The sequence below is a fragment of the Blastococcus sp. SYSU DS0828 genome (genome assembly GCF_054050975.1).
Window position 1 is genome coordinate 97,155 of the sequence record NZ_JBJHAK010000007.1, and the last position, 24,620, is coordinate 121,774.

Consider the following 24,620-nt stretch of genomic DNA (forward strand, 5'->3'; position numbering starts at 1 on the left):
CGTCACCGGTAGGCCCGCCGCGTGTCCGGCGGCGGGATCGTCGCGTCGTGGTACTCCACCGGGATCCCGCCGAGCGGGTAGTCCTTGCGCTGGGGGTGGCCGTCCCAGTCGTCGGGCATGAGGATCCGGGTCAGCGCCGGGTGGCCGTCGAAGACGACGCCGAACATGTCGAACGTCTCCCGCTCGTGCCAGTCCGCCGTCGGGTAGACGCCGGTCACCGACGGGACGTGCGGGTCCTCCGCGGTGACCGCCACCTCCAGCCGGATGCGGCGCCGGTAGGTCATCGAGGTCAGGTGGTAGACGACGTGCAGCCGGGGCCGGCCGGGCGTCACCTCGGGGCCGCCGCTGTCGAGGTAGTCGACGCCGGAGAGGCTGCTGCACAGCTCGAAGCGCAGGGCCTCGTCGTCCCGCAGCGCCTGCACCAGGGTCAGCAGGTGCTCCCGGGCGACGAAGTAGGTGATCTCGCCCCGGTCGACCAGCACGCGCTGCACCGCGGCGGCGTAGGCGGCCTCCCCCACGGCCTCGATCAACGCGTCGGTGACCTCGTCGAAGTACCCGCCGTAGGGCCGGTCGGTGGAGTGCAGCGCGACCGCGCCGCCGGGCTCCACCCGCACCAGGCCACCGAACCCCGAGGTGTCACCGCTGCCGCTGACCCCGAAGGCGCCCTTCCGGAAACCGCCGGACGGCGCGGTGCTGTCGTCGTAGCCGGCCTCCTCGCGACCGGGGACGACGTTCGAGCCGCCGTCGTTGCTCATCGCCGGCCACCCCGCTCGTCCGGGAGCAGGACGGCGTTGCCGCCGCGCCGCTCGATGCCGAACTGCCCGGTGCGCCCCTCGGCGGCCGCCTGCTCGTAGGCGCGGCGGGCCTCCTTGTCGACGCGGACGGTCGACGGCATCTCGACCAGCAGGTCCTTGGCCGTGCCGTCCTCGCGGGCCTGCTGCTGCTGGCGGGCCCGCTTCTCCCCCAGCGGCTCGTGCTGGATCTTGTGGTGCAGCTTGAGGATGGCGTCCATCAGCATCTCCGGCCGCGGCGGGCAGCCGGGCAGGTACATGTCCACGGGGACGACGTGGTCGACGCCCTGGACGATCGCGTAGTTGTTGAACATGCCGCCGGAGCTGGCGCAGACGCCCATCGCCAGCACCCAGCGGGGCTCGGGCATCTGGTCGTAGATCTGCCGCAGGACCGGCGCCATCTTCTGGCTCACCCGGCCGGCCACGATCATCAGGTCCGCCTGCCGCGGCGAGGCCCGGAAGACCTCCATGCCGAAACGGGCGAGGTCGTACCGGCCCGCACCGGAGGCCATCATCTCGATGGCGCAGCAGGCCAGGCCGAAGGTCGCCGGCCACAGCGACGACTTGCGGGTCCAGTTGACCAGCTTCTCCACGCTGGTCAGCAGGACGCCGCTCGGCAGCTTCTCCTCGAGTCCCATGTCAGTCCCCTGTCAGTCCCACTCGAGTCCGCCGCGCCGCCACTCGTAGGCGAAGGCGAGGAAGACGGTGCCGAGGAACACGGCCATCGCGGCCAGCCCCCACACCCCCAGCGCGTCGTTGGCGACGGCCCACGGGTAGAGGAAGACGATCTCGATGTCGAAGACGATGAAGAGCATCGCGGTCAGGTAGTACTTCACCGGGAAGCGGCCGCCGGTGAGCGGCTGGTCGACCGGCTCGATGCCGCACTCGTAGGCGGCCAGCTTGGCCCGGTTGTGGCGGCGCGGCCCGACGAACGGCGCGACGACGACCGAGAACAGCGCGAACGCCGCGGCCAGCACGAACAGGCCGACGAGCGGGGCGTAGGTCGAGAGCATCAGCTGCACCCTAGGGTGATGTCGGTCACGGCCTGGTCATGGTCGGGATACGGAGTGTCGTGCCGGCCGGTCGTCATGGCAGCTCCCTCACGTCGCCGGGGTGAGTCGCAGGAGCACGGCCAGCGCGCGGTCGATCGCGTCGCCGTCGCGGCCGTCGGTCAGGTTGCCCATCACCCGCAGCGCGGCGTCGGTGAGCGCGGGGCGGCGCAGCCCCCGGGCCATGGCGAGCCGGACCACTGCTGGCCGGGCCAGCAGCGCCAGGAAGCCCAGGCCGAGCCGGTGGAGGCGGCCCAGCTCGGCGCGCAGCCGGCCGGGGTACCGCCGCAGGACCGCCTCCCGCGCCGTCCCGGTTGCAGGGGTTCACCGTGCCGGCGGCGTCCCCGGCAAGCAGCAGCAGCCCCCGGGTGTACGCCGGACCCCGGCTCAGCGGCGTCAGCCCGTCACCGCAGACCTTCTCCCGCGGGAAGTCGGCCTTCTCCAGCAGCGCGACATCCAGGCCCGCGCGGACGAGGTGCCAGGCCGCGCTGGAGCCGGCCGGCCCGGCACCGACGACCACGACGTCGGCGGCGTGCGCCGCTGCGGTCCGCGTCATGCCACCCCTCCGGTCCGTCGTCGAGCCCGGTGCAGCTTGTGAAAGAGTTCACAAACCGCTCGGTCCCGAGTCTAGGCCGCGATGTGATCTAGCCGACAGACCCCCCCTCGGCGCAGGGCCCCGGCGACCTCAGCGCGGCCCCGCACCGGGCGGCCGGTCCGGGCATCAGGAAGGCGCAGGCAACCAGGTGCTCAGCCAGGCCGCGGAGCGGTCGATCACCTGCTCGAGCGCGCCGGGCTCGGGGAACAGGTGCGTGGCGCCGGGGATGATCGCGACCTCGTGGTCGACGGTGAGCCGGGCGGCGGCCTGCCGGTTGAGCTCGACGACCTGGGCGTCCGCGCCCCCGACGACCAGCAGCACGGGCGCCCGCACCTGGTCGAGCGCGCTGCCGGCCAGATCGGGACGGCCACCGCGGGAGATCACCGCCCGGACCCTCTCCGGTCGCTCGGCGGCGGTGATCAGGGCGGCCGCCGCACCGGTGCTGGCACCGAAGGTGGCGACCGGCAGGGTCGCGAGGCCGGGCCGGCCGAGCAGCCAGTCGACGGCGCCGGTGAGCCGCCCGGCCAGCAGCGGGATGTCGAACCGGTGCTCGCGCGTGCGCGCGTCGACCTCCTCCTCGGCGAGGGTCAGCAGGTCCAGCAGCACGGTGGCGTACCCGGCGGCGTGCAGCCCCTCGGCGACCTGCTGGTTGCGCGGGCTCCGCCGGCTGCTCCCGCTGCCGTGGGCGAAGACCACCACACCGCGCGGATCGGCGGGGCCGACGAGGTCGGCGCGCAACGCCGCCCCGGGCACGTCGACGACGACGTCCTCCTGGAAGCCGGGCGCGCCCTCGTCAGCCGGCACCGTCGCGCTCCTCCGGCTCACCGGGGCGGGCCTGCGCGAGGGCCGCGCGCACCTCGTCGTCCTCGGTCGGTCGGAAGTCGGCGTAGCCCTGGCCGACGGCGGAGAAGTCCGCGGGGGCCCAGAGGCAGAGCAGGTCATCGACGTCCGGTGTGATCTGCCGGCAGGCGTGGGGCGAGGCCACGGGGACGGCGACGGTCAGGTGCGCGGGGTCCTGGCGGCGGACGGCGGCGACCGCGGCGCGCATGGTCGAGCCGGTGGCCAACCCGTCGTCGACCAGGACGACGCGCCGGCCGGCCAGGACCGGCGGCGGGCGGTCGCCGCGATAGGCCTCGGTGCGCCGGCGCAGCTCGGACACCTCCTGGGTGCGGACGTCCTCGAAGGTGGCCGCGTCCACCCCGGCGCGGTCGATGACGCTCTCCTGCCGGACGGTCTCGATCTCGTCCCCCACGGCCGCGATCGCGCCCATGGCGAGCTCCGGCTGCCAGGGCAGGCCGACCTTGCGGACGACGACGATGTCGAGCGCTGCGTCGAGGGCGGCGGCCACCTCCGCCCCCACGACGACCCCGCCCCGCGGCAGGCCGAGCACGACCACGTCGCCGTGCCCGGGGGTGACCAGGTCGTCGTCGACCAGCCGCGCGGCGAGCGCCCGGCCCGCCTCCCGGCGATCTGCGAAAGGTCTCCGGTCTCCAGCCATGTGGTCCGGCTACCCGGCCCGCCGGGCGGCTAACGGCCGGAGCGGCTGGAAAGGGGGCGCGCGGGGTCGTCGGGCACCGGCGCTCGTCCCGCCGAGGCCGTCCCGCCGCTGCACCCCCGGAGGCCCTCAGGGCTTGCGGGCACGGTGCAGCGCGACGATCCCCCCGGTGAGGTTCTGCCAGGCGACGTCGGCCCAGCCGGCGTCCTGCAGCCGGCCGGCGAGCGCCGCCTGGTCGGGCCAGGCGCGGATCGACTCGGCCAGGTAGACGTAGGCCTCGGGGTTGCTGCTCACCGCCCGGGCGATGCGGGGCAGCGCCTTCATCAGGTACTCGGTGTAGACGGTGCGGAACGGCGACCAGGTGGGGCTGGAGAACTCGCAGACCACCAGCGTCCCGCCGGGCTTGGTCACCCGGGCGAACTCCCGCAGCGCGGCGTCGGGGTCGGCCACGTTGCGCAGGCCGAAGGAGATGACCACGCCGTCCACGCTCTCGGCGGCCAGCGGCAGCGCCATCGCGTCACCGGCCACCTTGGGCACCGGTCGCGCGGCCCCGGCGCGCAGCATGCCCTGGGAGAAGTCGCAGGCGATCGCCGTCACTCCGCCGGCGGCGAGCTCGACGGTGGAGACCGCCGTCCCGGCCGCGACGTCCAGCACCGTCTGGCCCGGCCGGGCCCCCAGCGCCTCGCGGGTGGCCCGTCGCCAGGAGGCGTCCAGCCCCGCGGAGAGGACGGTGTTGGTGACGTCGTAGCGCTGCGCGACCCGGTCGAACATCGCCGCGACCTCGGCCGGTCGCTTGTCCAGCCCGGCCCGCAGGCCGGCGGTGTGCGGGTTCTCTCGCCGGTCTGCCACGGCATCGACGCTACAAGGCCTCCTACTCTGATCACGTGACTGCCGCCGCCCTGACCTCCCCGGCGGCGGCGTCGCGCACCGTCACCACGGTCCGCTCCGACGCGGCCGGCGAACTGCTCGACCTGCTCCCGGTCCGCGGCGGCCTCTCCTGGGTGCGCCACGGTGAGGGCCTGGTCGGCTGGGGCGAGGCGGCGCGGCTGGAGGTCTCGGGCCCGCGCGCGCTGGCCGAGGCCGCCGAGTGGTGGGACCGGTTCACCGCCGGCCTCGACGTCGCCGACGAGCTGCGCGTCCCCGGCTCGGGCCCGGTGCTGTTCGCGAGCATCGCCTTCGACCCGGTCGCGGGGACGTCGGTCTTCGTCGTCCCCGAGGTCGTCGTCGGGCGGCGGGACGGCGTCGGCTGGATCACCGCCGTCGGGGCCGCACCGGAGCTGCCGGACCCGACCCCTGCCGACGACGGCCCGGCGCCCCGGCTGCGCTACGCCGACGGGGCGCTGGACCCCGCGAGCTGGTGCGCCGCGGTGGCCGCCGCCGTCACCCGCATCGACGCCGGCGAGCTGGAGAAGGTCGTGCTCGCCCGCGACCTGCTCGTCTCCTCCGACGTCCCGCTCGACCCCCGGCGAATGCTGCGCCGGCTGGCCGCCCGGTTCCCGGGGTGCTGGACCTTCGCCGTCGACGGCCTGCTGGGCGCCACGCCGGAGCTGCTGCTGCGCCGCACCGGCCGGCGGCTCTCCTCGCGCGTGCTGGCCGGGACCGCGCCGCGCGGGGCCGGCGCCGAGGACGAGCGGCTGGCCGCGGCCCTGATGGACTCGGGGAAGGACCGCGCCGAGCACGGCCTCGCCGTCGACTCCCTGGTGCGGGCACTGCAGCCGTACTGCCACGAGTTGACGGCACCGCCGGAGCCGGAGCTGCTCACGCTGGCCAACGTGCGGCACCTGGCCACCGACGTCGTCGGCACCCAGCGCGGCTCGGCCGGGCTGCTGGAGCTGGTCGGCGCGGTGCACCCGACGGCGGCCGTCTGCGGCACCCCCACGCCGGACGCCGCCGCGCTCATCGGCGAGCTCGAGGGCATGGACCGCGGCCGGTACGCCGGACCGGTCGGCTGGCTGGACTCGACCGGCGACGGCGAGTTCGGCCTCGCGCTGCGCTGCGCCGAGCTGGTCGGCGACGACGGCGCGCGGCTGTTCGCCGGCTGCGGCATCGTCGCCGGCTCCGACCCGGCCGCGGAGCTGGCCGAGACCCAGTCGAAGTTCGCCGCGTTCCAGGCCGCGCTCGAGGGCTGAGCCGCGCGCTCTGGGGGTGCTGCACACGCTCTGGGCGGCGTGCAGGACTCCTCCAGCAGGAGGAGCACCCCCAGAGCGGCGCGGGCTACTCCCCCAGCGCCGCCGCAGCGGCCCGCCGCAGGTCCTGGGCCAGCGCCGCCTCGGTGCGCTGGTCGGTGCCGACAACAACGACCTGCGGACCCCCCAGGCCGAGCACCGCCGTGAGCTCCGCCGGCGTGGACACCCGTGTCGCCGGCCAGCCCAGCGACTCCGCCACCGCCACCAGGTCGCGCCCGTGCGGGGTGCCGAAGACCCGCCGGTAGTCCGCGGCGAACCGGTCCTGCCCCGGCTCCAGCTGGGCGAAGATTCCGCCGCCGTCGTTGTCCGGCACGACGACCGTCAGGTCCGGGCGGCGCTCGCCCTCGCCGAGCAGCAGCCCGGTCAGGTCGTGGAGGAACGTCAGGTCGCCCATCAGCGCGTACGCGGGACCGGCGTGGACGAGCGCCGCACCCACGGCGGTCGAGATCGTCCCGTCGATGCCCGCGACCCCGCGGTTGGCCAGCACCGTCACGTCGTCCCGGGGCACGGCCAGCCGGTCGACGTCGCGCACCGGCGTGGACGACCCGAGCACCAGCAGCGCGCCCGCGGGCAGGGCGGCGACGACGTCGCGGGCCAGCCGGGCGGCGGTCAGCGCCGGGGCGCCGTCGAGCACCGCGTCGACGGCGGCGCCGACCCGGGCCGCGGCGGCGTGCCAGGCGGCCGCCCAGTCGGCGTCGACCGGGTCGTCGGGATCGGCGCCGGCGAACAGCCGGGCCACGTGGCTGCTCGACCGGCCGGCGTCGGCCCACCGCGGCGAGGCGCTCACCGTCTCGACGGTGACGGCGGGGTCGGCCAGCAGGGCGCCGACCGGGCGGGAGAGCGTCGGCCGCCCCACCACCAGCACCCGCTCGGGCCGGTGCGCGGCCAGCCAGCCGGGCGCACCGAGCGCCAGCACGCCACCGCGCACGCTCCCCGGGCGCCCCCAGAGCCCGCTGCTCGGCTCGGCGACGACGGGCCACGCGGAGCCCTCGGCGAGGCCCGGGGCGCCGTGCAGAGGCCCGTCACCGGCGATCACCAGCGTCCGCGGGGGCAGCCGGCGGGCCCGCGCCGCCCAGCCGGCCGACGGCTCGGCCACCGTCCACGGCGCACCCCCCGGCCGGCCGGCCCACGGGGCCGCGAGTTCGGCCGGGAGTTCCTCGTCGGGCAGCAGCGGCTCGCGCAGCACGAGGTTCAGCTGCACCGGACCGGCGTCGGCCGACAGCGTGCCGGCGGCGACGGTGAGCGCCTTGGCCACCACGGACCGCCAGTAGCGGTTCTGCTCGGCCTCCCGGCCGGCCTCGGGGACGCCGACGTCGGCCGCCCAGCGCACCGCCGCCCCGTACAGGCCGGCCTGCTCGATCGTCTGGTTGGCGCCGGTGGCCCGCAGCTCCGGCGGGCGGTCGGCGGTCAGCGCCAGCAGCGGCACCCCGCTCGCGTCGGCCTCCAGCACCGCGGCGTGCAGGTGTGCGGTCGCCGTCCCGGACGTGGTGAGCACCGGCACCGGGCGGCCGGAGCCCTTGGCCAGGCCGAGGGCGAGGAACGCCGCCGTCCGCTCGTCGAGGCGCACGTGCAGCCGCAGCCGGCCGTCCCTTTCGGCCGCCGCGAGGGCCAGGGCCACCGGCGCCGACCGCGAGCCGGGCGCCAGCACGGCGTCGGTGACGCCGCCGCGCACCAACTCGTCGACCAGCACGCGGGCGAAGGCGGTGGCGGGGTTCACGCGGCGAGCACCTCGTCGATCCGGGCCCGCCAGCGGGCGGCGGCGCCCTCGCCGCCCGCCACGACGGCGCGCCGGTCCGGCTCGGGCCGGGCCACCGGCAGCGCGCCGTCCACGGGCAGCAGCGGGGACGAGCAGACGTCTCCGGTGAAGAGCGCGACGGTCGCCAGGCCGCAGGCGAAGGGCAGCTCCGGCAGCGCGGCGGCGAGCGCCACCCCGGCGGCGATGCCGACCGAGGACTCCAGCGCCGAGGAGACGACGCAGGGCAGGCCGTGGGCCTCCGCGACGCGCAGCGCCGCCCGCACACCGCCCAGCGGCTGCACCTTCAGGACGACGACGTCGCCGGCCTCGCGCAGGTCGACCGCCAGCGGGTCGGCCGCCCGGCGCACGCCCTCGTCCACGGCGACGCGCACGTCGATCCGCCGGCGCAGCGCGGCCAGCTCGGCGAGGGTGGCGCACGGCTGCTCGACGTACTCCAGCCCGACGGCGGCGTCGAGCTCGCGGATCCGCCGCACGGCGGTGTCGACGTCCCAGGCGGCGTTCGCGTCCACCCGGATCGCGCCACCGGGACCGAGCGCGTCGCGCACGGCCTCGACGCGGGCGCGGTCGTCGGCGGCGGTCTGCCCCGGCTCGGCGACCTTCACCTTGGCGGTGCGGCAGCCGGACGCCGCCGCGATCGCGTGCGCCCGCTGCGCGCCGACCGCCGGCACGGTCACGTTCACCGGCACCGACGCGCGCACCGGCGCGGGGAAGCCCTCGACCGCGGCCTCCACCGCGGCGGCCCACCAGCGGCGGCTCTCGGTGGCGTCGTAGTCCCAGAACGGGGAGAACTCGCCCCAGCCGGCCGGGCCGCGCAGCAGCACGCCGTCGCGCACGTCGATGCCCCGGAAGCGGCTGCGCAGCGGCACCTCGTAGACGGCCAGCTCGGTGATCTCCGCCGGGAGCGCGGGCGCGGCGGCGGCGGTCATGGCGATCAGCCTAGGAGAAGGACCCCCTGCCCCCCACCACTCGCAGGCTCGTGGCGGGCCCCTGCAGGGGGCCGCATAGGCTCGTCCCTCGTGGCTCGGCACCTCACCCTCGTGCCCGCGGCCGAGCTCTCCGACGACGACGTCCGCGCGGCGCTGGACGGCGAGCGCCCGCTGGCCGTGCTGCCCGCCGGTCCCCCGGCCGTCGTCGACGCCGCCCGCGCCGCGCTTCGCCCCGACGAGCCGCTCGAGCCGGGCACCGACCTCGTCGTCGTGACCTCCGGCTCCACCGGGAACGGTCGCGGGGTGCTGCTGTCGGCCGCCGCGCTGCGGGCGTCCGCGGCCGCGACCCTCGACCGGCTCGGCGGCCCGGGCAGCTGGCTGCTCAGCCTGCCCGTGTCGGCGATCGCCGGGCTGCAGGTCCTCTGTCGCGGCCTGCTCGGCGGGCGCAGCGCCACCCGCCTCGGTGCCGGGGAGCCGCTGACCGACGCCGTCGCCCGCATGCCGGCCGGCGACCGCCGGTACACCTCCCTCGTCCCCACCCAGCTGCGCCGCGCGCTGGACGCCGAACCGGATGCGCTGCGCGCCTTCGACGCGGTGCTCGTGGGCGGCGCGGCCACCGACCCGACCCTGCTGGCCCGCGCCCGGGCCGCGGGCGTCGCCGTCGTGACCACCTACGGGATGACCGAGACCGCCGGTGGCTGCGTCTACGACGGCCTGCCGCTGGCCGGCGTGACCGTGCGGGTGACCGACGGGATCGAGCTGGCCGGCCCGGTGCTGGCGCACGGCTACCGCGGTGATCCGCAGGCGACCGCGGCCGCGTTCGCGGACGGCTGGTTCCGCACCCGGGACGCGGGCACGCTCGGCCCCGACGGCCGCCTCACCGTGCACGGCCGGCTGGACGAGGTCGTCATCTCCGGCGGCGTCAACGTGCCGCCCGCAGCGGTGGAGGCCGCGCTGCGCGAGCACCCCGCCGTCGCCGACGCCGTCGTCTTCGGCCGACCCGACCCGGAGTGGGGTCAGCGGGTCGTCGCCGCCGTCGTCCCGGCGCCCGGCGGCGCACCGACCCTGGCCGAGCTGCGACCGTGGGTGACCGAGCGGCTGGGCGCCCCCGCCGCGCCCCGGGAGCTACGGCTCATCGCCTCGATCCCCACCCTGCACACGGGCAAGCCCGACCGCCGCGCCGTCGCGGCCCGCACCCCGGAGGTCTGATGGCCACCCCTGCCCAGTGGCTGGCCGGCGCCCGCCCCCGCACCCTGCCGGCGGCGGTCTCGCCGGTGCTGGTCGGCACCGGTGCCGCGGTCGCGCTCGACGGCTTCCGGCTCGGCCCCGCGCTGCTCGCGCTGGTCGTGGCCCTCGCGCTGCAGGTGGGGGTCAACTACGCCAACGACTACTCCGACGGCCGGCGCGGCACCGACGCCGAGCGGGTCGGTCCGATGCGGCTGGTCGGTTCCGGCGCAGCTCCATCCGGGCAGGTGCTCGGGGCGGCGCTGGCCTCCTTCGCGGTCGCCGGGGTCGCCGGGCTGGCCCTGGCGGCGCTGTCGAGCTGGTGGCTGGTCGCGGTGGGGGCGGTCTGCATCGCCGCGGCCTGGACCTACACCGGCGGCCCGCTGCCCTACGGCTACCGGGCGCTGGGCGAGGTCTTCGTCTTCGTCTTCTTCGGCCCGGTCGCCGTCGTCGGCACCACGTACGTGCAGACCCGCACCCTGCCCGGCCTGGCGTTCGCCGTCTCCGTACCCATCGGCCTGCTGATCGTGGCGATCCTCGTGGTGAACAACCTGCGCGACATCGAGGGCGACGCCCGGGTGGGCAAGCGCACGCTCGCCGTCCTGCTCGGCGACCGGGGCACCCGAGTGCTCTACGCCGCGCTGCTGGTCGTGCCGTTCGCCGCCGTCGCCGCGGTGGGGCTCGCGCGGCCGTGGGCGCTGCTGGCCCTGGCCGCCGCGCCGCTCGCGCTCGCCCCGGTGCGGACCGTGCTGGGAGGCGGCCGCGGGCCGGCGCTCATCGGGGCCCTGGCCTCGACCGGGCTGCTGACCCTGGTCACCGGCGTGCTGCTCGGCGCGGGCCTCGCCCTCTCCTGAGCGCTGCTACTGCGGAGCGTCCCCGCTGAGCCGAGCGCGCAGGTCCTCCTTGGCCGTGCGCCGCGCGATGCTGCGCGCCGCCAGCGCCTCGGTGAGCCGGTCGCGGGAGGGCCGCAGCAGCACGTAGGAGACCGGCATCGACAGCAGCAGCCCGAACAGCAGGCCGGGGAAGCTGCCCAGCCCGGCCCACCAGAGGACCAGGACGAGCGCCGCGGCGATCGCGAAGCGGCCGACCGTGTAGATCACCAGCCACGGCAGGACCTTCGGCGGCGTCGCGGCGCCACCGGCCGGGCTCACCGGTGCACCGGCGGCGCTCGGGTTGTTCTCAGCCATGACGGCCCTCCCACTTGGTCGAGAGAACGACCGTCGTCCTCGTGCGTGCGACCCCTCTGATCCGGTTCAACGCGTCGATGGCCGCCTCGAGTGCCGGGATGTCGGTCACGCGCACCTTCAGCACGTACCCCTCGCTGCCGGCGACCCGCCAGCAGTCCTCCACCTCGGGGATCTCCCGCAGGCCCGCCTCGACGCCGGTGTCGTCGACCGCGTCGCTCTCGATGACGCTGACCAGCGCGGTGACGTGCAGGCCCACCGCCGCCGGGTCGACGACGGCGCGGTACCCGGTGATCACCCCGGCCGCCTCCAGCTTGCCCACCCGCTCGTGCACGGCGGGCGAGGAGAGCCCCACCTGCCGCGCGAGCTCGGCGTAGCTGGCCCGGCCGTTGGCGCGCAGCAGCTCGATCAGCTGCTGGTCCACGGCGTCGATGGTGGTTCTCCGTCCTGCCCGGGTATGGGATCTGCGTTGCGCGGCACCGAGTATCGCCGCCGACGTACGCTGGCGGTCGACGAGGGGGTGGGCCCGTGGTGTTCCTGGTGGTTCTCGTGATGGCGGTCGTGGTCGTCGCACTGGTGGTGCGCGCCGCGGCGAACGCAGGCCCCGAGGGGAGCGCGCGCCCGGAGCGCCGGCCGCAGCGGCCCCGGGGACCGGTCCGATTCGTGGCCCCCGATGACGACCCGGAGTTCCTCCGGGAGCTCGAGCGCCGCGCGCGCCGGGACGACGGCTCCCCCACGTAACGCCGTCCGGGCCCTTCCCGGGGCCTGAGCCGAGCGTGCGAGCGGCCCTCTCAGGCGGCCGGGGTCGTCCCGAAGAAGCGGCGCCAGCCGCGCCGCGGGCCCGCCTCAGACGTGCCCGCGTCCGGCGCCGAGCCGTCGGCGTCCCCCGGCCAGCCGAGACCGCCGCCGCCCTGGCGGGTGGGGCCGCCCGGCCAGCCCAGGTCGCCCTCCTCCGCCGCGCCCCGCGGGCTCCCGCGGTGCGCGCCCGGACCGTCGGCCTCCCGGCCGGCGAGCGCGGCCGCGACGAGCGGGTGCGACGCCTCCCCGTCGGCCGCCGCGTGCCTACCCACGCCGCACCTCCCGGCGGGCCCGTGCGCTGCTGATCAGCTCCATGAGGGCATGGAAGCACGCAGGTCCGACATCGGTCACCGCCCCGCGCCGCACTGCTCCCCGGACGGGGGAGCGCTCAGACCCCGCCGTAGCTGTGCAGGCCGGTCGAGACCATGTTCACGTACAGCAGGTTGAACAGCACCACGGCGAACCCCAGCACGTTGGTCCAGGCGGCGGGACGGCCGCGCCAGCCGGGGGTGGTGCGGGCGTGCAGGTAGCCGGCGTAGACGACCCAGGAGATGAACATCCAGGTCTCCTTGGGGTCCCAGCCCCAGAACCGGCCCCAGGCGCTCTCCGCCCAGATCGCGCCGGCGATCATCGCGAACGTGTAGATCGGGAAGCCGAACACCGCGGTGCGGTGCGCCACCCGGTCCAACCCCGCGGCGGACGGCAGCCGGTCGAGCAGCCCCCCAGCGGCGCCGGACGCGGCGGCGCTGCGGCGGGTGCGGACCAGGTACAGGACGCTGGCGATGCCGCTCACCAGGAAGATGCCGGAGCCCAGGATCGCGCTCGTCACGTGGATGCCCAGCCAGCTCGACCGCAGCGCGGCGACCAGCGGCCCCGCCTCGGCGTAGAGGAACAGGCCGATGCCCACCATCGCGAGGATCACCGGGCCGAGGACGAAGACGCCGATGTGCCGCAGCGAGGGCTGGCGCAGCGCCAGCACGAAGTAGGCGACCACCGCGACCAGCACGACGGCCGTGGCGAACTCGTACATGTTGCCGAAGGGCAGCCGGTCGGTGGCCATGCCGCGGGCGACGAGGACGCCGGCGTGGGCCAGCGCGCCCAGCGGGGTCAGCGCCATGCCGAGGAGCCCCCAGCGGGTGCCCTGCGCCGTCTCCGGCGCCTCCTGCCCGGCCGGGGCGGCGGGGGGCTCGGGGGCGACCGGCCCGGCGCCGACACCGGCGAGCTCGCGGCTGCGCACCGTCCGCCGGCCGAACGCGAGCTGGGCGCAGAAGGCCAGCAGCGCGACGGAGTAGAGCGCGACGCTCACGGAGAAGAGGGTGTCGGACAGCTCGGCCAGCGAGGAGTCAGTCACGCGGGGGGACCTCCGGTTCAGGTGCGGTGCGGGCGGGTGCGGCGCTCAGCGCGTCCCGCAGGTCGTGGGACAGCGTGGCGAACCGGGAGCCGTTCTCGCCGCCACCCCGCGTCAGCGAGGCGAGCGTGAGCACGCTACCGCCGCCGTCGGGGGCGGGCTCGGCCCGGGCGAAGACGCGCTCCCGGCGCAGCAGGAGCATGCCCAGCAGGCCGGCCAGCAGGGTGATCGCCGAGCCCAGCACCCACACCTGGCCGGGGTCGTGGGAGAACTGCAGGGCGGCGAACTCCTTGACCCCGCTGAAGGTGACGCGGGTGCCGTCGGGCAGGTCCAGGGACTCGCCCACCGAGAGGTTCGCCGAGCCCACCTCGGTCAGCCGGCCGCGCTCGATCTGGCTCTCGTCGAGGGAGTACACCGACTGCGGCAGCCCGGAATCGAGGCCGAGGTAGCCGGAGAAGGCGATCAGCGCGACCTGCGGGGCCAGCGGCCGCGGGTCGACGGAGGTCAGCACGCCGCCCTGCACCAGACCCGTGGGCGCGAAGAAGCCCTTCAGTGCCAGCTGCTCCTCCCGGCCGGGGATGTCGGGCAGCTTGAGCGCGCCCTCGCTGGCCAGCGTCTGCTGGTCGCTGGGCAGGAAGGGCACGGTGAGGTCGGTGAAGGTCGTCCCGTCCGGCACGGTCACGGTGAACGTCGGGCTGAAGCCGTGACCGGTCACGTAGACCCGGTCGCCGTCGACCCGGAGGGGGTCGTTGACCCCGATGGTGGTCGGCCGCCCCTCGGCGGAGGGCTCGCCGTAGCGGATGTCCGCGGTGAACGAGGCGGCGGTGAGGTTCTCCTCGTACTCGGCGGTGAACTGCTCGAGGTCGACGCAGAGCGGACTGAGGTCGCCGCTGTCGACCAGCGGGCCCGCGGAGTAGGTGTCGTACTGCTGGAAGGAGTTGCAGAACCCCTGTCCCTCGGTGACCAGGATGCTGCCCTCGTAGCCCCACAGCTTCCCACCCGCGAGGCTCAGCAGGAGGGCCAGCAGCGAGAGGTGGAAGACCAGGTTCCCGGTCTCCTTCAGGTGGCCCTTCTCGGCCGAGAGCTCCGGGCCGCGCGCGGTCTCGCGGCGCACGACCCGGTAGCGCCGCACCCGCAGCTCCTCCTCGACGCCGTCGAGCGCGGCCCCCGGGGCGTGCGCCACGGGCCACCGATCGGCGTCGGGGAGCCGGAGCAGGTTCCGCGGAGCCGGTGGCGGCGGGGTGCGCAGTGCGCGGGCGTGCTCCCGGGCCCGCGGCAGGACGCAGCCGATGAGCGAGAGGAACAGCAGCAGGTAGACCGCGGCGAACCACGGCGAGCTGAAGACGTCGAACAGGTAGAGCCGGTCCAGCACCGGGGCCAGGTCGGGGTGGTCGGCGAAGTACTGCCGGACGTTGTTCTGGGACAGCGACCGCTGCGGCAGCAGCGAGCCCGGGACGGCCGCCAGCGCCAGGAGGAACAGCAGCACGATCGCCGTGCGCATCGCGGTGAGCCGCCGCCACCAGCGCAGCAGCAGGCCGCCCAGCCGACGGCCGGCCGGGGGCCCGGCGGGCGGGGTCGGGGTGGCCGGGCGCGGGGGCGCCTCGATGCTCACAGCGCCGATTCCCCGAACCCGGTGGCGGCCAGCCAGGAGCGCAGCCAGCCCATCATCTCGGTCCACGCACCGGTCACCAGGAGCAGCCCGACCACCACCAGCACGGCCCCGCCGAAGCGGGTCACCGCCTGCGCGTGCCGGCGGAGGAACGTCGTGGCCCCCACGGCCCAGCGGGCACCGAGGGCGACGAGCACGAACGGCACGCCCAGCCCCAGGCAGTAGGCCAGCCCCAGCAGCGCCCCGCGGCCTGCGGTGGCCTCGGCGAAGGCCAGGTTCTGGACGGCGGCCAGCGTGGGCCCCATGCAGGGGGTCCACCCGAGCCCGAAGACGACCCCGAGCAGCGGGGCCCCGGCCAGCCCGGCCGCCGGCCGGGTCGACAGGCGCGCGGTGCGCTGGAGGAACGGCACCCGGCCGAGGAACGCCAGCCCGATGAGGACCGTGATGCCGCCCATCACCCGGGTGATGAGCTCGTTGTGCACCAGGAGCAGCCGGCCGAGTCCGCCGAACGCCGTGCTGATGGTCACGAACACCGCGGTGAAGCCGAGCACGAACAGCAGGGCACCGAGCACCATCCGCCCCCGCGGCGGGCGCAGATCGGCCGCCGGGAGCACCGCCGTGGCGGTGGCCGCCGTGCTGCCCCCGGCGGGCGCGGACGCAGCCGGAGCCGGGGCCGTGGTCGCGGCGCTGCCCACCAGCCCGGTGACGTAGGAGAGGTAACCGGGCACCAGCGGCAGCACGCAGGGCGAGGCGAAGCTGATCAGGCCGACGAGCGCCGCGACGGCCGCCGCCACCAGCAACGGCCCGTCGGTGACCAGGCCGGCGAAGGTCTCCCCCACGTCAGACCTCCTCCGCCTGCACCTGGTCCAGCACCGCGCGCAGGTCGTCCTGCGCCACCGCCCCGGTGTACACGGCGGCGACCCGGCCCTGGCGGTCCAGCACGATGGTGGAGGGGACGGCGTTGGCCGGGTAGTCGCGGAAGGCCAGCGCCACCTCGCCGCGCGGGTCGTAGAGCGAGGGGAACTCGATGCCGAAGCGCTCGACGAAGGCCAGCGCGAACTGCTCGTCGGTCTCCTTCACGTTCAGCCCGACGAACTGCACGCCCTCGTCCCGCACCTCGGCGTAGACCTCCTGGAACTCGGGCGTCTCGATCCGGCACGGGCCGCACCAGGACCCCCAGAAGTTCAGCACGGCCACGTCCCCGGCCAGCGCCGCCGACGAGAACTCCCCGCCGCCCAGCAGGGTGCCGGAGAACTCCGGCGCGGTCGCCCGCTCGTCGGCCGGGATCACCTCGCCGGCCGGAGTGGCCTCGACGAACCGGAACTCGCCGCCGTTGTTGACCTCGACCGCGTCGGAGCCGGTGCTGCACCCGGTGAGGATCGCGCCCGCCAGCAGGGCCGTCAGCAGCCGCCTCATGCGCCCGGCACCGCGTCGGGATCGGTGGCGCCGGCCGGCTCGGCGTAGGAGACGCGCACGAAGTCGTCGTCCTCGTAGGTGAGCGAGGTGACGCTGGCCAGCGAGCACTGCCGGCGGCGGGGGTCGTGGGCGAACCGGCGTCCCTCGACGTGCAGGCGGGTGGCCCAGATGGGCAGCTGGTGGCTGACCAGCACCGCCTCGTGCCCGCGGGCGGCGTCCCGGGCCGCCTCGACCGCGGCGATCATGCGCGCGGCGATCTCCACGTACGGCTCGCCCCAGGATGGCTGGAACGGGTTGCGCAGCTTCCACCAGTTGCGGGGCGCCCGGAAGACGCCGCCGCCCCCGCCGACGACCCGGCCCTCGAACGCGTTGCCGGCCTCGATGATCCGCTCGTCGATCTGCACCTCCAGCCCGGTCGCCTCGGCCAGGGGGCGGATGGTCTGCCGAGCCCGCTCCAGCGGGCTGGACACCAGGTGGACGACGTCCCGCCCGCTGAACCACTCCGCGGCCGCGACGGCCATGGCCTCGCCGGCGGTGGAGAGGCGGTAGCCGGGCAGCCGGCCGTAGAGCACGCCGGCGGGGTTGTGCACCTCGCCGTGCCGGAGGAGGTGGACGACGGTGGTGGTCACGAGGAGCGCTCGCTGTCGATCGCGCCGGTGCGGTGGGCGTCGGCCTCGGCGGCAGCCCGGGCCGCGGCCGGGAGCGCCTCGAGCACCCGGTCGAGGGCCTCGCCGGAGAGCTGCGCGTTGACGAACCACGCCTCGAACGCCGACGGCGGGAGGTACACCCCGCGGGCCAGCAGGGCGTGGAAGAAGGCGGTGTAGCGGGAGACGTCCTGGGTGCGGGCGTCGTCGTAGTCCCGGACCTGGCGCTCGTCGGGCACGAAGAAGACCGAGAACATGTTGCCGGCCTGCTGCACCCGGTGCGGCACACCGGCGGCGAACAGCGCCGCGCTCGCTGCCCCGCGCAGCACGGCGGAGACCTCGTCGCACTGCGCGTAGACCTCGTCGGTGCAGTTCCGCAGGGTGGCCAGGCCGGCCGCGACCGCCACCGGGTTCCCCGAGAGGGTGCCGGCCTGGTAGACCGGCCCGCTCGGCGCGAGGTGCTCCATGAGGTCGGCGCGGCCACCGAACGCCGCCGCCGGGAGCCCCCCGCCCATGACCTTGCCGAAGGTGAACAGGTCGGCGTCGACCGGGTCGAGGCCGTACCAGCCCGACGCCGACACCCGGAAGCCGGTCATGACCTCGTCGAGCACCAGCAGCGCACCGTGCGCCGCCGTGATCCGCCGCAGCTCGGTGTTGAAGCCGTCCAGCGGCGGCACCACGCCCATGTTGCCGGGCGCGGCCTCGCTGACCACGGCCGCGATGGCGTCGCCGCGCTCGGCGAAGACCGCTTCGACGGCGGCGACGTCGTTGTAGGGCAGCACGATGGTGTCCGCGGCGGCCCCCGTGGTCACCCCGGGGGTGTCGGGCAGGCCCAGCGTGGCCACCCCGGAGCCGGCCGAGGCCAGCAGCGCGTCGACGTGGCCGTGGTAGTTGCCGGCGAACTTGACCAGGAGCGGGCGGCCCGTCACCCCGCGCGCCAGCCGCACGGCCGAGAGCACCGCCTCGGTGCCGGAGTTGACCAGCCGCACGCGCTCGACCGGCGCGACGCGGTTGCGGATCTCCTCGGCCAGCTCCAGCTCGCCCTCGGTGGGGGCGCCGAAGGACAGGCCGCGACGCGCGGCCGCGGTCACCGCCTCGACGACGGCGGGGTGCGCGTGGCCCAGGATCATCGGCCCCCACGAGCTGACCAGGTCGACGTACCGCCGCCCGTCCGCGTCGGTGATCCAGGGACCGGAGGCCTCGGCCATGAAGCGCGGCGTGCCGCCGACGGCGCGGAAGGCGCGCACCGGGCTGTTCACCCCGCCCGGGGTGACGTCCTGACCGCGGGCGAAGAGGCCGGCGGAAACCGGGGCCTCGTAGGTGTAGGGCGGGCTGTCCAGCGAGGTCACGTCCCCAGTGTCCCCTCTGCGCCCGGCGAGCGGTCGGAGGCATCGCGCACACTCCCGAGCAGGGCGGCCCGCAGCGCCGCGGGGTCGCGGGTCGGGACCAGCACCGTCCGACCGTCGGCCAGCCGCAGCGGCAGCCCGGTGCGGCCCCGCGGCAGCGACCAGCCCCCGCCGAGCACGGGGGCACCAGCATCCACCCCGGCGTCGGCCTCCCGCAGCGCGGCGGCGTCGACGTCGCGCAGCGGCACCTGCTCGCGGCCCACCGCCAGGCCGTCGGCGTCCACCCGGACCGTCCACACCCGGCGGGCGGACAGGCAACCGATCGCGACCACGCCGGGCACCGCGACCAGGGTGAGCGCCCAGACCAGCGGCGGGACGTCCGGCCCGGGCAGCAGCAGGTCCCCGAGCAGGAAGAGCCCGAGGACCCCGGCGACCAGCCAGAACGGCCGCCAGGAGCCCCCGGGCTCGACGTACGTCACGTCCCCGACCACCCCTGGGTCAGCGGGTCAGCAACCGCGCCGCCTCGACGGCCCAGTAGGTGAGCACCTGGCCGGCGCCCGCGCGGCGGATGGCGACCAGCGTCTCGAGGATCGCCCGCTCGCGGTCCACCCAGCCGTTGGCGGCGGCCGCCTCGACCATCGCGTACTCGCCGCTGACCTGGTAGGCGCTCACCGGCACCTGCACGGCGTCGGCGACCTTGGAGACGATGTCCAGGTAGGGCAGCGCCGGCTTCACCATGACGGCGTCGGCACCCTCGGCGAGGTCCTGCGCGACCTCGCGCAGCGCCTCGTCGGCGTTCGGCGGGTCCATCTGGTAGGTCGACCGGTCGCCGAACTGCGGGGCACCCTCGGCGGCCTCGCGGAACGGGCCGTAGAAGCCCGAGGCGTACTTGGCCGCGTAGGCCAGGATCGGCACCTCGGAGAACGCGGCGCTGTCCAGCCCGGCGCGGATGGCGGCGACCTGCCCGTCCATCATCCCGCTCGGCGCCACCAGGTGCGCGCCGGCCTGCGCCTGCGCGATCGCCACCGCGGCGTACCGGTCCAGGGTCGGGTCGTTGTCGACGACCCCGGCCGGGGTGACGACGCCGCAGTGCCCGTGGTCGGTGTACTCGCACAGGCAGAGGTCGGCCATGAGGACCAGCTCGTCACCGAGGTCCGCCCGCAGGTGCTGCAGCGCCACGTTGACCACGCCGTCGGCGGCGTCGGCCCCGGACCCGACCGGGTCCTTCTCCGACGGGATGCCGAAGAGCATGAGCCCGCCGATGCCCGCCTCGGCGGCCTCGGCCGCGGCCTTCCGCAGCGAGTCCTGGGTGTGCTGGACCACGCCCGGCATCGAGCCGATGGGCACCGGCGAGTCGATGCCCTCCTTGACGAAGACCGGCAGCACCAGGTCGGCCGGGGCCACCCTGGTCTGCGCGGTCAGCCGCCGCAGCGCCGGCGTGGACCGCAGCCGGCGTCCGCGCGCGAAGCCCGGGTTCGCCCCACCACCCTCGATCACTTGCCCTCGCCGTCCTCCGCCTCGCGCAGCGACAGGGCGTACTCGGCCAGCGCGTCCACCAGCGGCGCCACGGCCGCGGTCTCCGGCTGCACGTCGACCCGCAGCCCGAACTCCTGGGCGCTGGCCGCCGTCGCCGGGCCGATCACCGCGACGACGGTCTTGGCGTGCGGCTTGCCGGCGATGCCGACCAGGTTGCGCACCGTGCTGGAGGAGGTGAAGCAGACGGCGTCGAAGCCACCTCCCTTGATCGCCTCGCGCACCGACGCGGCCGGCGGCGCGGCGCGCACCGTCCGGTAGGCGGTGACGTCGTCGATCTCCCAGCCGCGCTCGACCAGCCCGGCCGCCAGGGTCTCGGTGGCGATGTCGGCGCGCGGCAGGAGCACCCGCTCGATCGGGTCGAGCACGTCGTCGTACTCGGGGAAGTCGGCCAGCAGGCCCTGGCTGGACTGCTCGCCGCTGGGCACCAGCTCCGGCTGGATGCCGAAGTCCCGCACGGCCTCGGCGGTCTGCTCGCCGACGCAGGCCACCTTCACGCCCGCGAACGCGCGGGCGTCGAGGCCCAGCTCGACGAACTTCTCCCGGACGGCCCGCACCGCGTTGACCGAGGTGAACACGATCCAGCCGTAGCGGCCGGTGACCAGGCCCTTGACGGCGCGGTCCATCTGGGCCGGGCTGCGCGGCGGCTCGACGGCGATGGTCGGCACCTCGACCGGCACCGCCCCGTACGCCCGGAGCCGGTCGCTCATGTCCCCGGCCTGGTCCTTGGTCCGCGGCACGAGCACCCGCCAGCCGAACAGCGGGCGGCTCTCCCACCAGGACAGCTTGGCGCGCTTGTCGACGGCGGCGCCGACGGTGGCCACCACGGGCCCGCTGAGCGGGTCGAGGCCGGCGGTCTTCTCCGCCACGGCCGACAGCTTGCTCACCAGGCTCTTCTGGCCGGTCCCGGAGCCGCCGGTCGTCACCACGACCGGGGTGCTGCCGGAGAGCCCGCCCTCCACCAGGCGTGCGGCCGCGTCGGGCAGCGCCTCGGCGGTGCCCTGGAGGACCAGCGTGCCGCCGGTCGCGGCGGCGGCCCCGGCCAGCGCGGCGACGTCGACGCCGCTGCGCAGGTCCGCGGTCACCGCGGTGCTGCCCGGCGCGACGCCGGCGAAGGCGGGGACGGCGGTGGCGGTCGCGACACCCGGCACCACGTCGAACGGCACGGAGGTGCGGCAGACGGCGAGCACCTCCTTGACCACGTCGTCGGAGGTGTAGGGGTCACCGGTGACGAGGCGGACGACGACCGCGCCGCCCTTCGCCGCCGCGACGGCGCCCTTGGCCACCTCGGCGGGCTCACCGGACACCGGCGTCAGTTCGGCCTCCGGGTTGGTCTCGCGGACGGCGTCCTGGAGGGCGGCGGCGACGTCGGGGTCGACGAGGACCACCGACGCCTCGGCCAGCGCCGCGGTGGCGCGGGCGGTGAGCATGCCCGGGTCGCCCGGGCCGGCGCCGACGAACACGACCCGGCCGGACTGGCCTGCGGTCTTGCGGAAGCGCGTCATGCCGTGCTCCTGATCCTGGCCCGACTCCGTCGGGCGTCTGTTGTGGCCCGAGTCCTTCGGGCGTCTGCTGGGGTCTGGGTGGGGCAGGGGGTCACTCGCCGGCCGCCATCAGGGCGGCCGCGCCCCGGTCGAGCAGCTCGGCGGCGAGGGTGCGGCCGAGGGCCGCGGCGTCGGCGAGCGGGCCCGTGAGCGAACCGCGCACGGAGTCGCTGCCGTCGAGCGCGGTCACCGAGGCGCGCAGGTACAGCTCCGGGCCGCTCTCGCCCTCGGCCACCTCCGCGTAGGCGGCGACCGGTGCGCTGCAGCCCGCCTCGAGGGTGGCGAGCGTCGCCCGCTCGGCCACCACGCAGGCGCGCGTGGCGGCGTCCTCGAGCCGGCCCAGCAGCTCGCGGGTGCGGGCGTCGCTGGTGCGGCACTCCACGGCGAGGGCTCCCTGGGCGGGAGCGGGGAGCACCTGCAGCGGATCGAGGGTCTCGGTGATCCGGTCGGTGCGGCCGATGCGGCTCAGCCCGGCCCGGGCGAGGACGACGGCGTCCAGGTCACCCGGGCCGTCGGGGGCGCCGGCCACCCGGGCGAGCCGGCTGTCGACGTTGCCGCGGATCGGCACGATCTCCAGCCCGAGCCCGAGGGCCCGCAGCTGGGCGACGCGGCGGGGGGCGCCGGTGCCGATCCGCGCACCGGGCGGCAGCTCGCCGAGGGTGAGCCCGTCGCGGGCGACCAGGGCGTCCCGGGGGTCCTCCCGCACCGGGACGGCGGCCAGGCTCAGCCCCGGCTCCGGCGCGGTGGGCAGGTCCTTGTAGCTGTGCACCGCCAGGTCGACCTCGCCGGCGAGCAGGGCCCGGCGGATCGCGGTGACGAACACCCCGGTCCCGCCGAGCTGGGCGATGGCCGCGGAGGACCGGTCGCCCTCGGTGCTGATCAGCACCAGCTCGACCGGCACACCGGTGGCGGCGGTGAGGGCGTCGGCGACGGCCCGGGACTGGGTCTGCGCCAGCACGCTGGCCCGGGTGCCCAGCCGCAGCGGAACAGCGGTGCCCGCCACCGTGGTGGCGGCGTCCTGCACGTCGGCGGCGGTCATGCCGGGCCTCCCGGACGGTCGGGGTCGACGGTGACGGCGTCGGCCAGCCGGCCGGCGCCGGGGGTGACATCGGCGTCGATGCCCAGGCCGAACAGTGCCCGCAGCGCGCCGGCGTAGTCCGTGCCACCCGGCGTGGCGGCCAGTTCCTTCACCCGCACGGTGGGCTCGTGCAGCAGCTTGTCGACGACGCGGCGCACGGTGCGGGCGATCTCCGCACGCGCCCGCGCGTCCAGGTCGGGCAACCGGCCGGCCAGCCGCAGCAGCTCGGCGTCGACGACCTCGGCGGCCTGGCTGCGCAGCGCGGAGACGGTGGGCCCCACCTCGGCGGCCTGCCGCTCGGCGCGCAGCAGCGCCGTCTCCGCCTCGATCATGGCGCGGGCGGTGCTGATGTCGTCGGCCGCCACGGGCCCCGCGGTGGCCTCCCCGTCGCGCTGCTCGCCCTGCAGCAGCGCCGTGTTCCGCTCGCCCTGCAGGAGGGCCAGGTCGACGACGTGCACGCCGGGCAGCGCGGCCACGCCGGGGTCCACGTCCCGGGGCAGCGCGAGGTCGATGACCACCAGCGGCCGGTCGCGCCGGCCGGCCATCGCCGCGGCGACGACCTCGGTGCCCACGACCAGGCCGGTGGCACCGGTGCAGGTGAGCAGGACGTCGGCGGCGGCGAGCTCCTCGCCCATGTGGTCCAGCGGGGCGGCGCGGCCGCCCACGGCCTCGGCCAGCCGCTCGGCGGAGGCCGGGGTGCGGCTGCTGACGACGACGGAGGCACCGCGGCGGGCCAGCGTGGTGGCGGCGAGCGCACCCATGGAGCCGGCGCCGACGACGAGGACGGGGCGGCCGGCGAGGGCGCCGATGCGGGCCTCGGCCCGGTCGAGGGCCACCGACACCAGCGAGGCGCCGGCCCGGTCGATGCCGGTCTCGGAGTGCACCCGCTTGCCCACGCGCAGCGCGCGCTGGGCGACCGGGTGCAGGGCGCGGCCGACGGTGCCCTCCTCGCGGGCGAGGGCGTAGGCGGCGCGCAGCTGCCCGAGCACCTGCGTCTCCCCGACCACCATCGAGTCCAGCCCGGCGGCCACGGTGAACAGGTGGGCGACGGCCTGGTCCTCGTAGTGCACGGTCACGTACGGGGAGAGCTCCTCCACCGTGGCCCCGGCCTGACGGGCCAGCACCCGGCTGACGTCGGTGACGCCGCCGTGGAAGCGCTCGACCTCGGCGAACACCTCGACCCGGTTGCAGGTGGCGAGGACGAGGGCCTCGCTCACGTGGTCGCTGTCGACCAGCTCGTGCAGCGCCTTGACCCGCTCATCGGGCCCCATCGCGAACTGCTCCAGCAGCGCGACCGGTGCGGTCTGGTGGCTCACGCCCACCGCGAGCATGCTCATGCCGACTCCTCCCCCACGGGCACGGCCCGCTGCTGGCCGAGGAAGGCCAGCACCTGCAGCTCGACGGACAGGTCGACCTGGCGGACGTCGACGCCCGGGGGCGCCGACAACGTCACCGGTGCGAAGTTCAAGATGCTCCTCACCCCGGCCGCGGCGAGCCGGTCGCAGACCTGCTGGGCGACCTCGGCCGGCGTCGCGATGACCCCGATGGAGGCCCCCGCGGCCGTCACGGCGGCCTCCAGCCCGGCCATGTCCTGCACGGTCAGGCCGCCGATGCGCTGGCCCACCCGGCCCGGCGCGGCGTCGAAGAGGCCGACGAACTCGAAGCCCCGGCTGCCGAACCCGGCGTAGTCGGCGAGCGCGGACCCGAGGTTGCCGATGCCCACGAGCACGCAGGCGCGGGACTGCTCGGCCCCCAGCACGCGGGCGATGCGCTCCTGCAGGGCGCGCACGTCGTAGCCGACGCCGCGGACGCCGCAGGAGCCCAGGTGGGACAGGTCCTTGCGCAGACCCGCCGGGTTGACCCCCGCGGCCGTCGCCAGCTCACCGGAGGAGACGGTCGTCCGGCCGCCGTCGGCGAAGCTGGTCAGCACCCTCAGGTACACGGCCAGACGAGCGACGGTGGCCTCCGGGATGGTCCGGGGCCGCGGCTGGATCACGGGCTCTCCACAGCGGTCGCGCCCGGGACCCGGCGGGCGCCGGGGGCGGTGCTGCGACATCGGGGACGCGAGCGCTCGGCGCGCTCGCGTCCGCCACGGTAA

28 protein-coding genes and 1 pseudogene are annotated in these 24,620 nt (G+C 76.2%); 4 read left to right on the top strand and 25 right to left on the bottom strand.

Going from position 1 to position 24,620, the window contains the following annotated elements; genetic code table 11:
* Positions 1-2 precede the first annotated feature (2 nt).
* The 8 genes and pseudogenes from ACI79Q_RS07885 to ACI79Q_RS07920 all read right to left on the bottom strand — a co-directional run bounded on the left by ACI79Q_RS07885 (position 3) and on the right by ACI79Q_RS07920 (position 4,779).
* On the bottom strand, positions 3-755 hold the full coding sequence (locus ACI79Q_RS07885) for an NADH-quinone oxidoreductase subunit C (protein WP_456612469.1): 753 nt from the start codon (positions 753-755) through the stop codon (positions 3-5).
* Positions 752-1,429, bottom strand: a complete 678-nt coding sequence (locus ACI79Q_RS07890) for a NuoB/complex I 20 kDa subunit family protein (RefSeq protein ID WP_456589108.1) — start codon at positions 1,427-1,429, stop codon at positions 752-754. Before ACI79Q_RS07890 ends, ACI79Q_RS07885 begins: the two co-directional genes overlap by 4 nt.
* 12 nt (positions 1,430-1,441) lie before the next feature.
* On the bottom strand, positions 1,442-1,804 hold the full coding sequence (locus ACI79Q_RS07895) for an NADH-quinone oxidoreductase subunit A (RefSeq protein WP_456589109.1): 363 nt from the start codon (positions 1,802-1,804) through the stop codon (positions 1,442-1,444).
* 87 nt (positions 1,805-1,891) lie between these two features.
* Positions 1,892-2,026: a hypothetical protein gene (locus ACI79Q_RS07900; RefSeq protein WP_456589197.1), complete on the bottom strand. Its 135-nt coding sequence runs from the start codon at positions 2,024-2,026 to the stop codon at positions 1,892-1,894.
* 235 nt (positions 2,027-2,261) lie between these two features.
* Positions 2,262-2,396, bottom strand: a pseudogene (locus ACI79Q_RS07905) (NAD(P)/FAD-dependent oxidoreductase); the annotation flags it as partial.
* 165 nt (positions 2,397-2,561) lie between these two features.
* Positions 2,562-3,239, bottom strand: coding sequence for a dienelactone hydrolase family protein (locus tag ACI79Q_RS07910; protein WP_456589110.1), 678 nt, complete (start codon positions 3,237-3,239; stop codon positions 2,562-2,564).
* The gene (locus ACI79Q_RS07915; RefSeq protein ID WP_456614503.1) at positions 3,229-3,933 is read right to left on the bottom strand and encodes a phosphoribosyltransferase; all 705 of its coding nucleotides are present in this window, start codon (positions 3,931-3,933) and stop codon (positions 3,229-3,231) included. The genes ACI79Q_RS07910 and ACI79Q_RS07915 overlap by 11 nt, the downstream gene beginning before the upstream one ends.
* Positions 3,934-4,059: 126 nt before the next feature.
* A complete protein-coding gene (locus ACI79Q_RS07920; protein WP_456589112.1) occupies positions 4,060-4,779 on the bottom strand; it encodes a demethylmenaquinone methyltransferase in 720 nt (239 codons plus the stop codon).
* Between the two features lie 35 nt (positions 4,780-4,814).
* Here ACI79Q_RS07920 and ACI79Q_RS07925 point away from each other — a divergent pair, with 35 nt between their 5' ends.
* Positions 4,815-6,059, top strand: coding sequence for an isochorismate synthase (locus tag ACI79Q_RS07925; protein WP_456589113.1), 1,245 nt, complete (start codon positions 4,815-4,817; stop codon positions 6,057-6,059).
* An 85-nt stretch (positions 6,060-6,144) separates the two neighbouring features.
* On the opposite strand, the gene menD is transcribed toward ACI79Q_RS07925, so the two are convergent.
* Together menD and ACI79Q_RS07935 are read right to left on the bottom strand one after the other, a co-directional pair.
* Positions 6,145-7,833 (bottom strand): 2-succinyl-5-enolpyruvyl-6-hydroxy-3-cyclohexene-1-carboxylic-acid synthase, encoded by a 1,689-nt coding sequence (gene menD / locus ACI79Q_RS07930; RefSeq protein ID WP_456614504.1) that lies wholly within the window; start codon positions 7,831-7,833, stop codon positions 6,145-6,147.
* Positions 7,830-8,798 carry an o-succinylbenzoate synthase gene (locus ACI79Q_RS07935; RefSeq protein ID WP_456599601.1) on the bottom strand — a complete coding sequence of 323 codons (969 nt, stop codon included), beginning with the start codon at positions 8,796-8,798 and terminating at the stop codon, positions 7,830-7,832. Before ACI79Q_RS07935 ends, menD begins: the two co-directional genes overlap by 4 nt.
* Before the next feature lie 90 nt (positions 8,799-8,888).
* Here ACI79Q_RS07935 and menE point away from each other — a divergent pair, with 90 nt between their 5' ends.
* Together menE and ACI79Q_RS07945 are read left to right on the top strand one after the other, a co-directional pair.
* Positions 8,889-10,007: an o-succinylbenzoate--CoA ligase gene (menE, locus tag ACI79Q_RS07940; protein WP_456589116.1), complete on the top strand. Its 1,119-nt coding sequence runs from the start codon at positions 8,889-8,891 to the stop codon at positions 10,005-10,007.
* Positions 10,007-10,876, top strand: a complete 870-nt coding sequence (locus ACI79Q_RS07945; protein WP_456589117.1) for a 1,4-dihydroxy-2-naphthoate polyprenyltransferase — start codon at positions 10,007-10,009, stop codon at positions 10,874-10,876. Before menE ends, ACI79Q_RS07945 begins: the two co-directional genes overlap by 1 nt.
* Before the next feature lie 6 nt (positions 10,877-10,882).
* Here the strand turns inward: ACI79Q_RS07945 and ACI79Q_RS07950 are convergent, their stop codons facing one another.
* Both ACI79Q_RS07950 and ACI79Q_RS07955 read right to left on the bottom strand, forming a co-directional pair.
* Positions 10,883-11,209 carry a DUF4229 domain-containing protein gene (locus ACI79Q_RS07950; protein WP_456589118.1) on the bottom strand — a complete coding sequence of 109 codons (327 nt, stop codon included), beginning with the start codon at positions 11,207-11,209 and terminating at the stop codon, positions 10,883-10,885.
* A complete protein-coding gene (locus ACI79Q_RS07955; protein WP_456589119.1) occupies positions 11,202-11,630 on the bottom strand; it encodes an Lrp/AsnC family transcriptional regulator in 429 nt (142 codons plus the stop codon). Before ACI79Q_RS07955 ends, ACI79Q_RS07950 begins: the two co-directional genes overlap by 8 nt.
* A gap of 104 nt (positions 11,631-11,734) precedes the next feature.
* Between ACI79Q_RS07955 and ACI79Q_RS07960 the strand changes: the two genes are divergently transcribed.
* Positions 11,735-11,947, top strand: a complete 213-nt coding sequence (locus tag ACI79Q_RS07960) for a hypothetical protein (protein ID WP_456589120.1) — start codon at positions 11,735-11,737, stop codon at positions 11,945-11,947.
* A 50-nt stretch (positions 11,948-11,997) separates the two neighbouring features.
* Here ACI79Q_RS07960 and ACI79Q_RS07965 read toward each other — a convergent pair whose 3' ends face one another.
* The 13 genes from ACI79Q_RS07965 to ACI79Q_RS08025 all read right to left on the bottom strand — a co-directional run bounded on the left by ACI79Q_RS07965 (position 11,998) and on the right by ACI79Q_RS08025 (position 24,518).
* Positions 11,998-12,276, bottom strand: a complete 279-nt coding sequence (locus ACI79Q_RS07965) for a hypothetical protein (RefSeq protein ID WP_456589121.1) — start codon at positions 12,274-12,276, stop codon at positions 11,998-12,000.
* 116 nt (positions 12,277-12,392) lie between these two features.
* A complete protein-coding gene (gene ccsB, locus ACI79Q_RS07970) occupies positions 12,393-13,355 on the bottom strand; it encodes a c-type cytochrome biogenesis protein CcsB (RefSeq protein WP_456614505.1) in 963 nt (320 codons plus the stop codon).
* Positions 13,348-14,964: a cytochrome c biogenesis protein ResB gene (gene resB / locus ACI79Q_RS07975; RefSeq protein ID WP_456614506.1), complete on the bottom strand. Its 1,617-nt coding sequence runs from the start codon at positions 14,962-14,964 to the stop codon at positions 13,348-13,350. Before resB ends, ccsB begins: the two co-directional genes overlap by 8 nt.
* Positions 14,961-15,800: a cytochrome c biogenesis CcdA family protein gene (locus ACI79Q_RS07980; protein WP_456589124.1), complete on the bottom strand. Its 840-nt coding sequence runs from the start codon at positions 15,798-15,800 to the stop codon at positions 14,961-14,963. The genes resB and ACI79Q_RS07980 overlap by 4 nt, the downstream gene beginning before the upstream one ends.
* Before the next feature lies 1 nt (position 15,801).
* Complete coding sequence (locus ACI79Q_RS07985) at positions 15,802-16,377, bottom strand: TlpA family protein disulfide reductase (RefSeq protein WP_456599597.1); 576 nt, start codon at positions 16,375-16,377, stop codon at positions 15,802-15,804.
* Positions 16,374-17,006: a histidine phosphatase family protein gene (locus ACI79Q_RS07990; protein WP_456589126.1), complete on the bottom strand. Its 633-nt coding sequence runs from the start codon at positions 17,004-17,006 to the stop codon at positions 16,374-16,376. The genes ACI79Q_RS07985 and ACI79Q_RS07990 overlap by 4 nt, the downstream gene beginning before the upstream one ends.
* Positions 17,003-18,370, bottom strand: coding sequence for a glutamate-1-semialdehyde 2,1-aminomutase (hemL, locus tag ACI79Q_RS07995; RefSeq protein WP_456589127.1), 1,368 nt, complete (start codon positions 18,368-18,370; stop codon positions 17,003-17,005). The genes ACI79Q_RS07990 and hemL overlap by 4 nt, the downstream gene beginning before the upstream one ends.
* The gene (locus tag ACI79Q_RS08000) at positions 18,367-18,846 is read right to left on the bottom strand and encodes a hypothetical protein (protein ID WP_456589128.1); all 480 of its coding nucleotides are present in this window, start codon (positions 18,844-18,846) and stop codon (positions 18,367-18,369) included. The genes hemL and ACI79Q_RS08000 overlap by 4 nt, the downstream gene beginning before the upstream one ends.
* 19 nt (positions 18,847-18,865) lie before the next feature.
* Positions 18,866-19,864, bottom strand: coding sequence for a porphobilinogen synthase (gene hemB, locus ACI79Q_RS08005; protein WP_456589129.1), 999 nt, complete (start codon positions 19,862-19,864; stop codon positions 18,866-18,868).
* Positions 19,861-21,405 carry a uroporphyrinogen-III synthase gene (locus ACI79Q_RS08010; protein WP_456614507.1) on the bottom strand — a complete coding sequence of 515 codons (1,545 nt, stop codon included), beginning with the start codon at positions 21,403-21,405 and terminating at the stop codon, positions 19,861-19,863. The genes hemB and ACI79Q_RS08010 overlap by 4 nt, the downstream gene beginning before the upstream one ends.
* A 91-nt stretch (positions 21,406-21,496) precedes the next feature.
* Positions 21,497-22,483: a hydroxymethylbilane synthase gene (gene hemC / locus ACI79Q_RS08015; protein ID WP_456589131.1), complete on the bottom strand. Its 987-nt coding sequence runs from the start codon at positions 22,481-22,483 to the stop codon at positions 21,497-21,499.
* Positions 22,480-23,859: a glutamyl-tRNA reductase gene (locus ACI79Q_RS08020; RefSeq protein WP_456589132.1), complete on the bottom strand. Its 1,380-nt coding sequence runs from the start codon at positions 23,857-23,859 to the stop codon at positions 22,480-22,482. Before ACI79Q_RS08020 ends, hemC begins: the two co-directional genes overlap by 4 nt.
* Positions 23,856-24,518: a redox-sensing transcriptional repressor Rex gene (locus tag ACI79Q_RS08025; protein ID WP_456614508.1), complete on the bottom strand. Its 663-nt coding sequence runs from the start codon at positions 24,516-24,518 to the stop codon at positions 23,856-23,858. Before ACI79Q_RS08025 ends, ACI79Q_RS08020 begins: the two co-directional genes overlap by 4 nt.
* Between the last annotated feature and the right edge of the window lie 102 nt (positions 24,519-24,620).

What these genes read in the sequence shown, in the direction of transcription:
- ACI79Q_RS07885 (WP_456612469.1), bottom strand. Translation starts at nt 755, where the DNA reads ATGAGCAACGACGGCGGCTCGAACGTCGTCCCCGGTCGCGAGGAGGCC.
- ACI79Q_RS07890 (WP_456589108.1), bottom strand. Translation starts at nt 1,429, where the DNA reads ATGGGACTCGAGGAGAAGCTGCCGAGCGGCGTCCTGCTGACCAGCGTG.
- ACI79Q_RS07895 (WP_456589109.1), bottom strand. Translation starts at nt 1,804, where the DNA reads ATGCTCTCGACCTACGCCCCGCTCGTCGGCCTGTTCGTGCTGGCCGCG.
- ACI79Q_RS07900 (WP_456589197.1), bottom strand. Translation starts at nt 2,026, where the DNA reads ATGGCCCGGGGGCTGCGCCGCCCCGCGCTCACCGACGCCGCGCTGCGG.
- ACI79Q_RS07915 (WP_456614503.1), bottom strand. Translation starts at nt 3,933, where the DNA reads ATGGCTGGAGACCGGAGACCTTTCGCAGATCGCCGGGAGGCGGGCCGG.
- ACI79Q_RS07935 (WP_456599601.1), bottom strand. Translation starts at nt 8,798, where the DNA reads ATGACCGCCGCCGCCGCGCCCGCGCTCCCGGCGGAGATCACCGAGCTG.
- ACI79Q_RS07945 (WP_456589117.1), top strand. Translation starts at nt 10,007, where the DNA reads ATGGCCACCCCTGCCCAGTGGCTGGCCGGCGCCCGCCCCCGCACCCTG.
- ACI79Q_RS07950 (WP_456589118.1), bottom strand. Translation starts at nt 11,209, where the DNA reads ATGGCTGAGAACAACCCGAGCGCCGCCGGTGCACCGGTGAGCCCGGCC.
- ACI79Q_RS07985 (WP_456599597.1), bottom strand. Translation starts at nt 16,377, where the DNA reads ATGAGGCGGCTGCTGACGGCCCTGCTGGCGGGCGCGATCCTCACCGGG.
- ACI79Q_RS08010 (WP_456614507.1), bottom strand. Translation starts at nt 21,405, where the DNA reads ATGACGCGCTTCCGCAAGACCGCAGGCCAGTCCGGCCGGGTCGTGTTC.
- hemC (WP_456589131.1), bottom strand. Translation starts at nt 22,483, where the DNA reads ATGACCGCCGCCGACGTGCAGGACGCCGCCACCACGGTGGCGGGCACC.
- ACI79Q_RS08020 (WP_456589132.1), bottom strand. Translation starts at nt 23,859, where the DNA reads ATGAGCATGCTCGCGGTGGGCGTGAGCCACCAGACCGCACCGGTCGCG.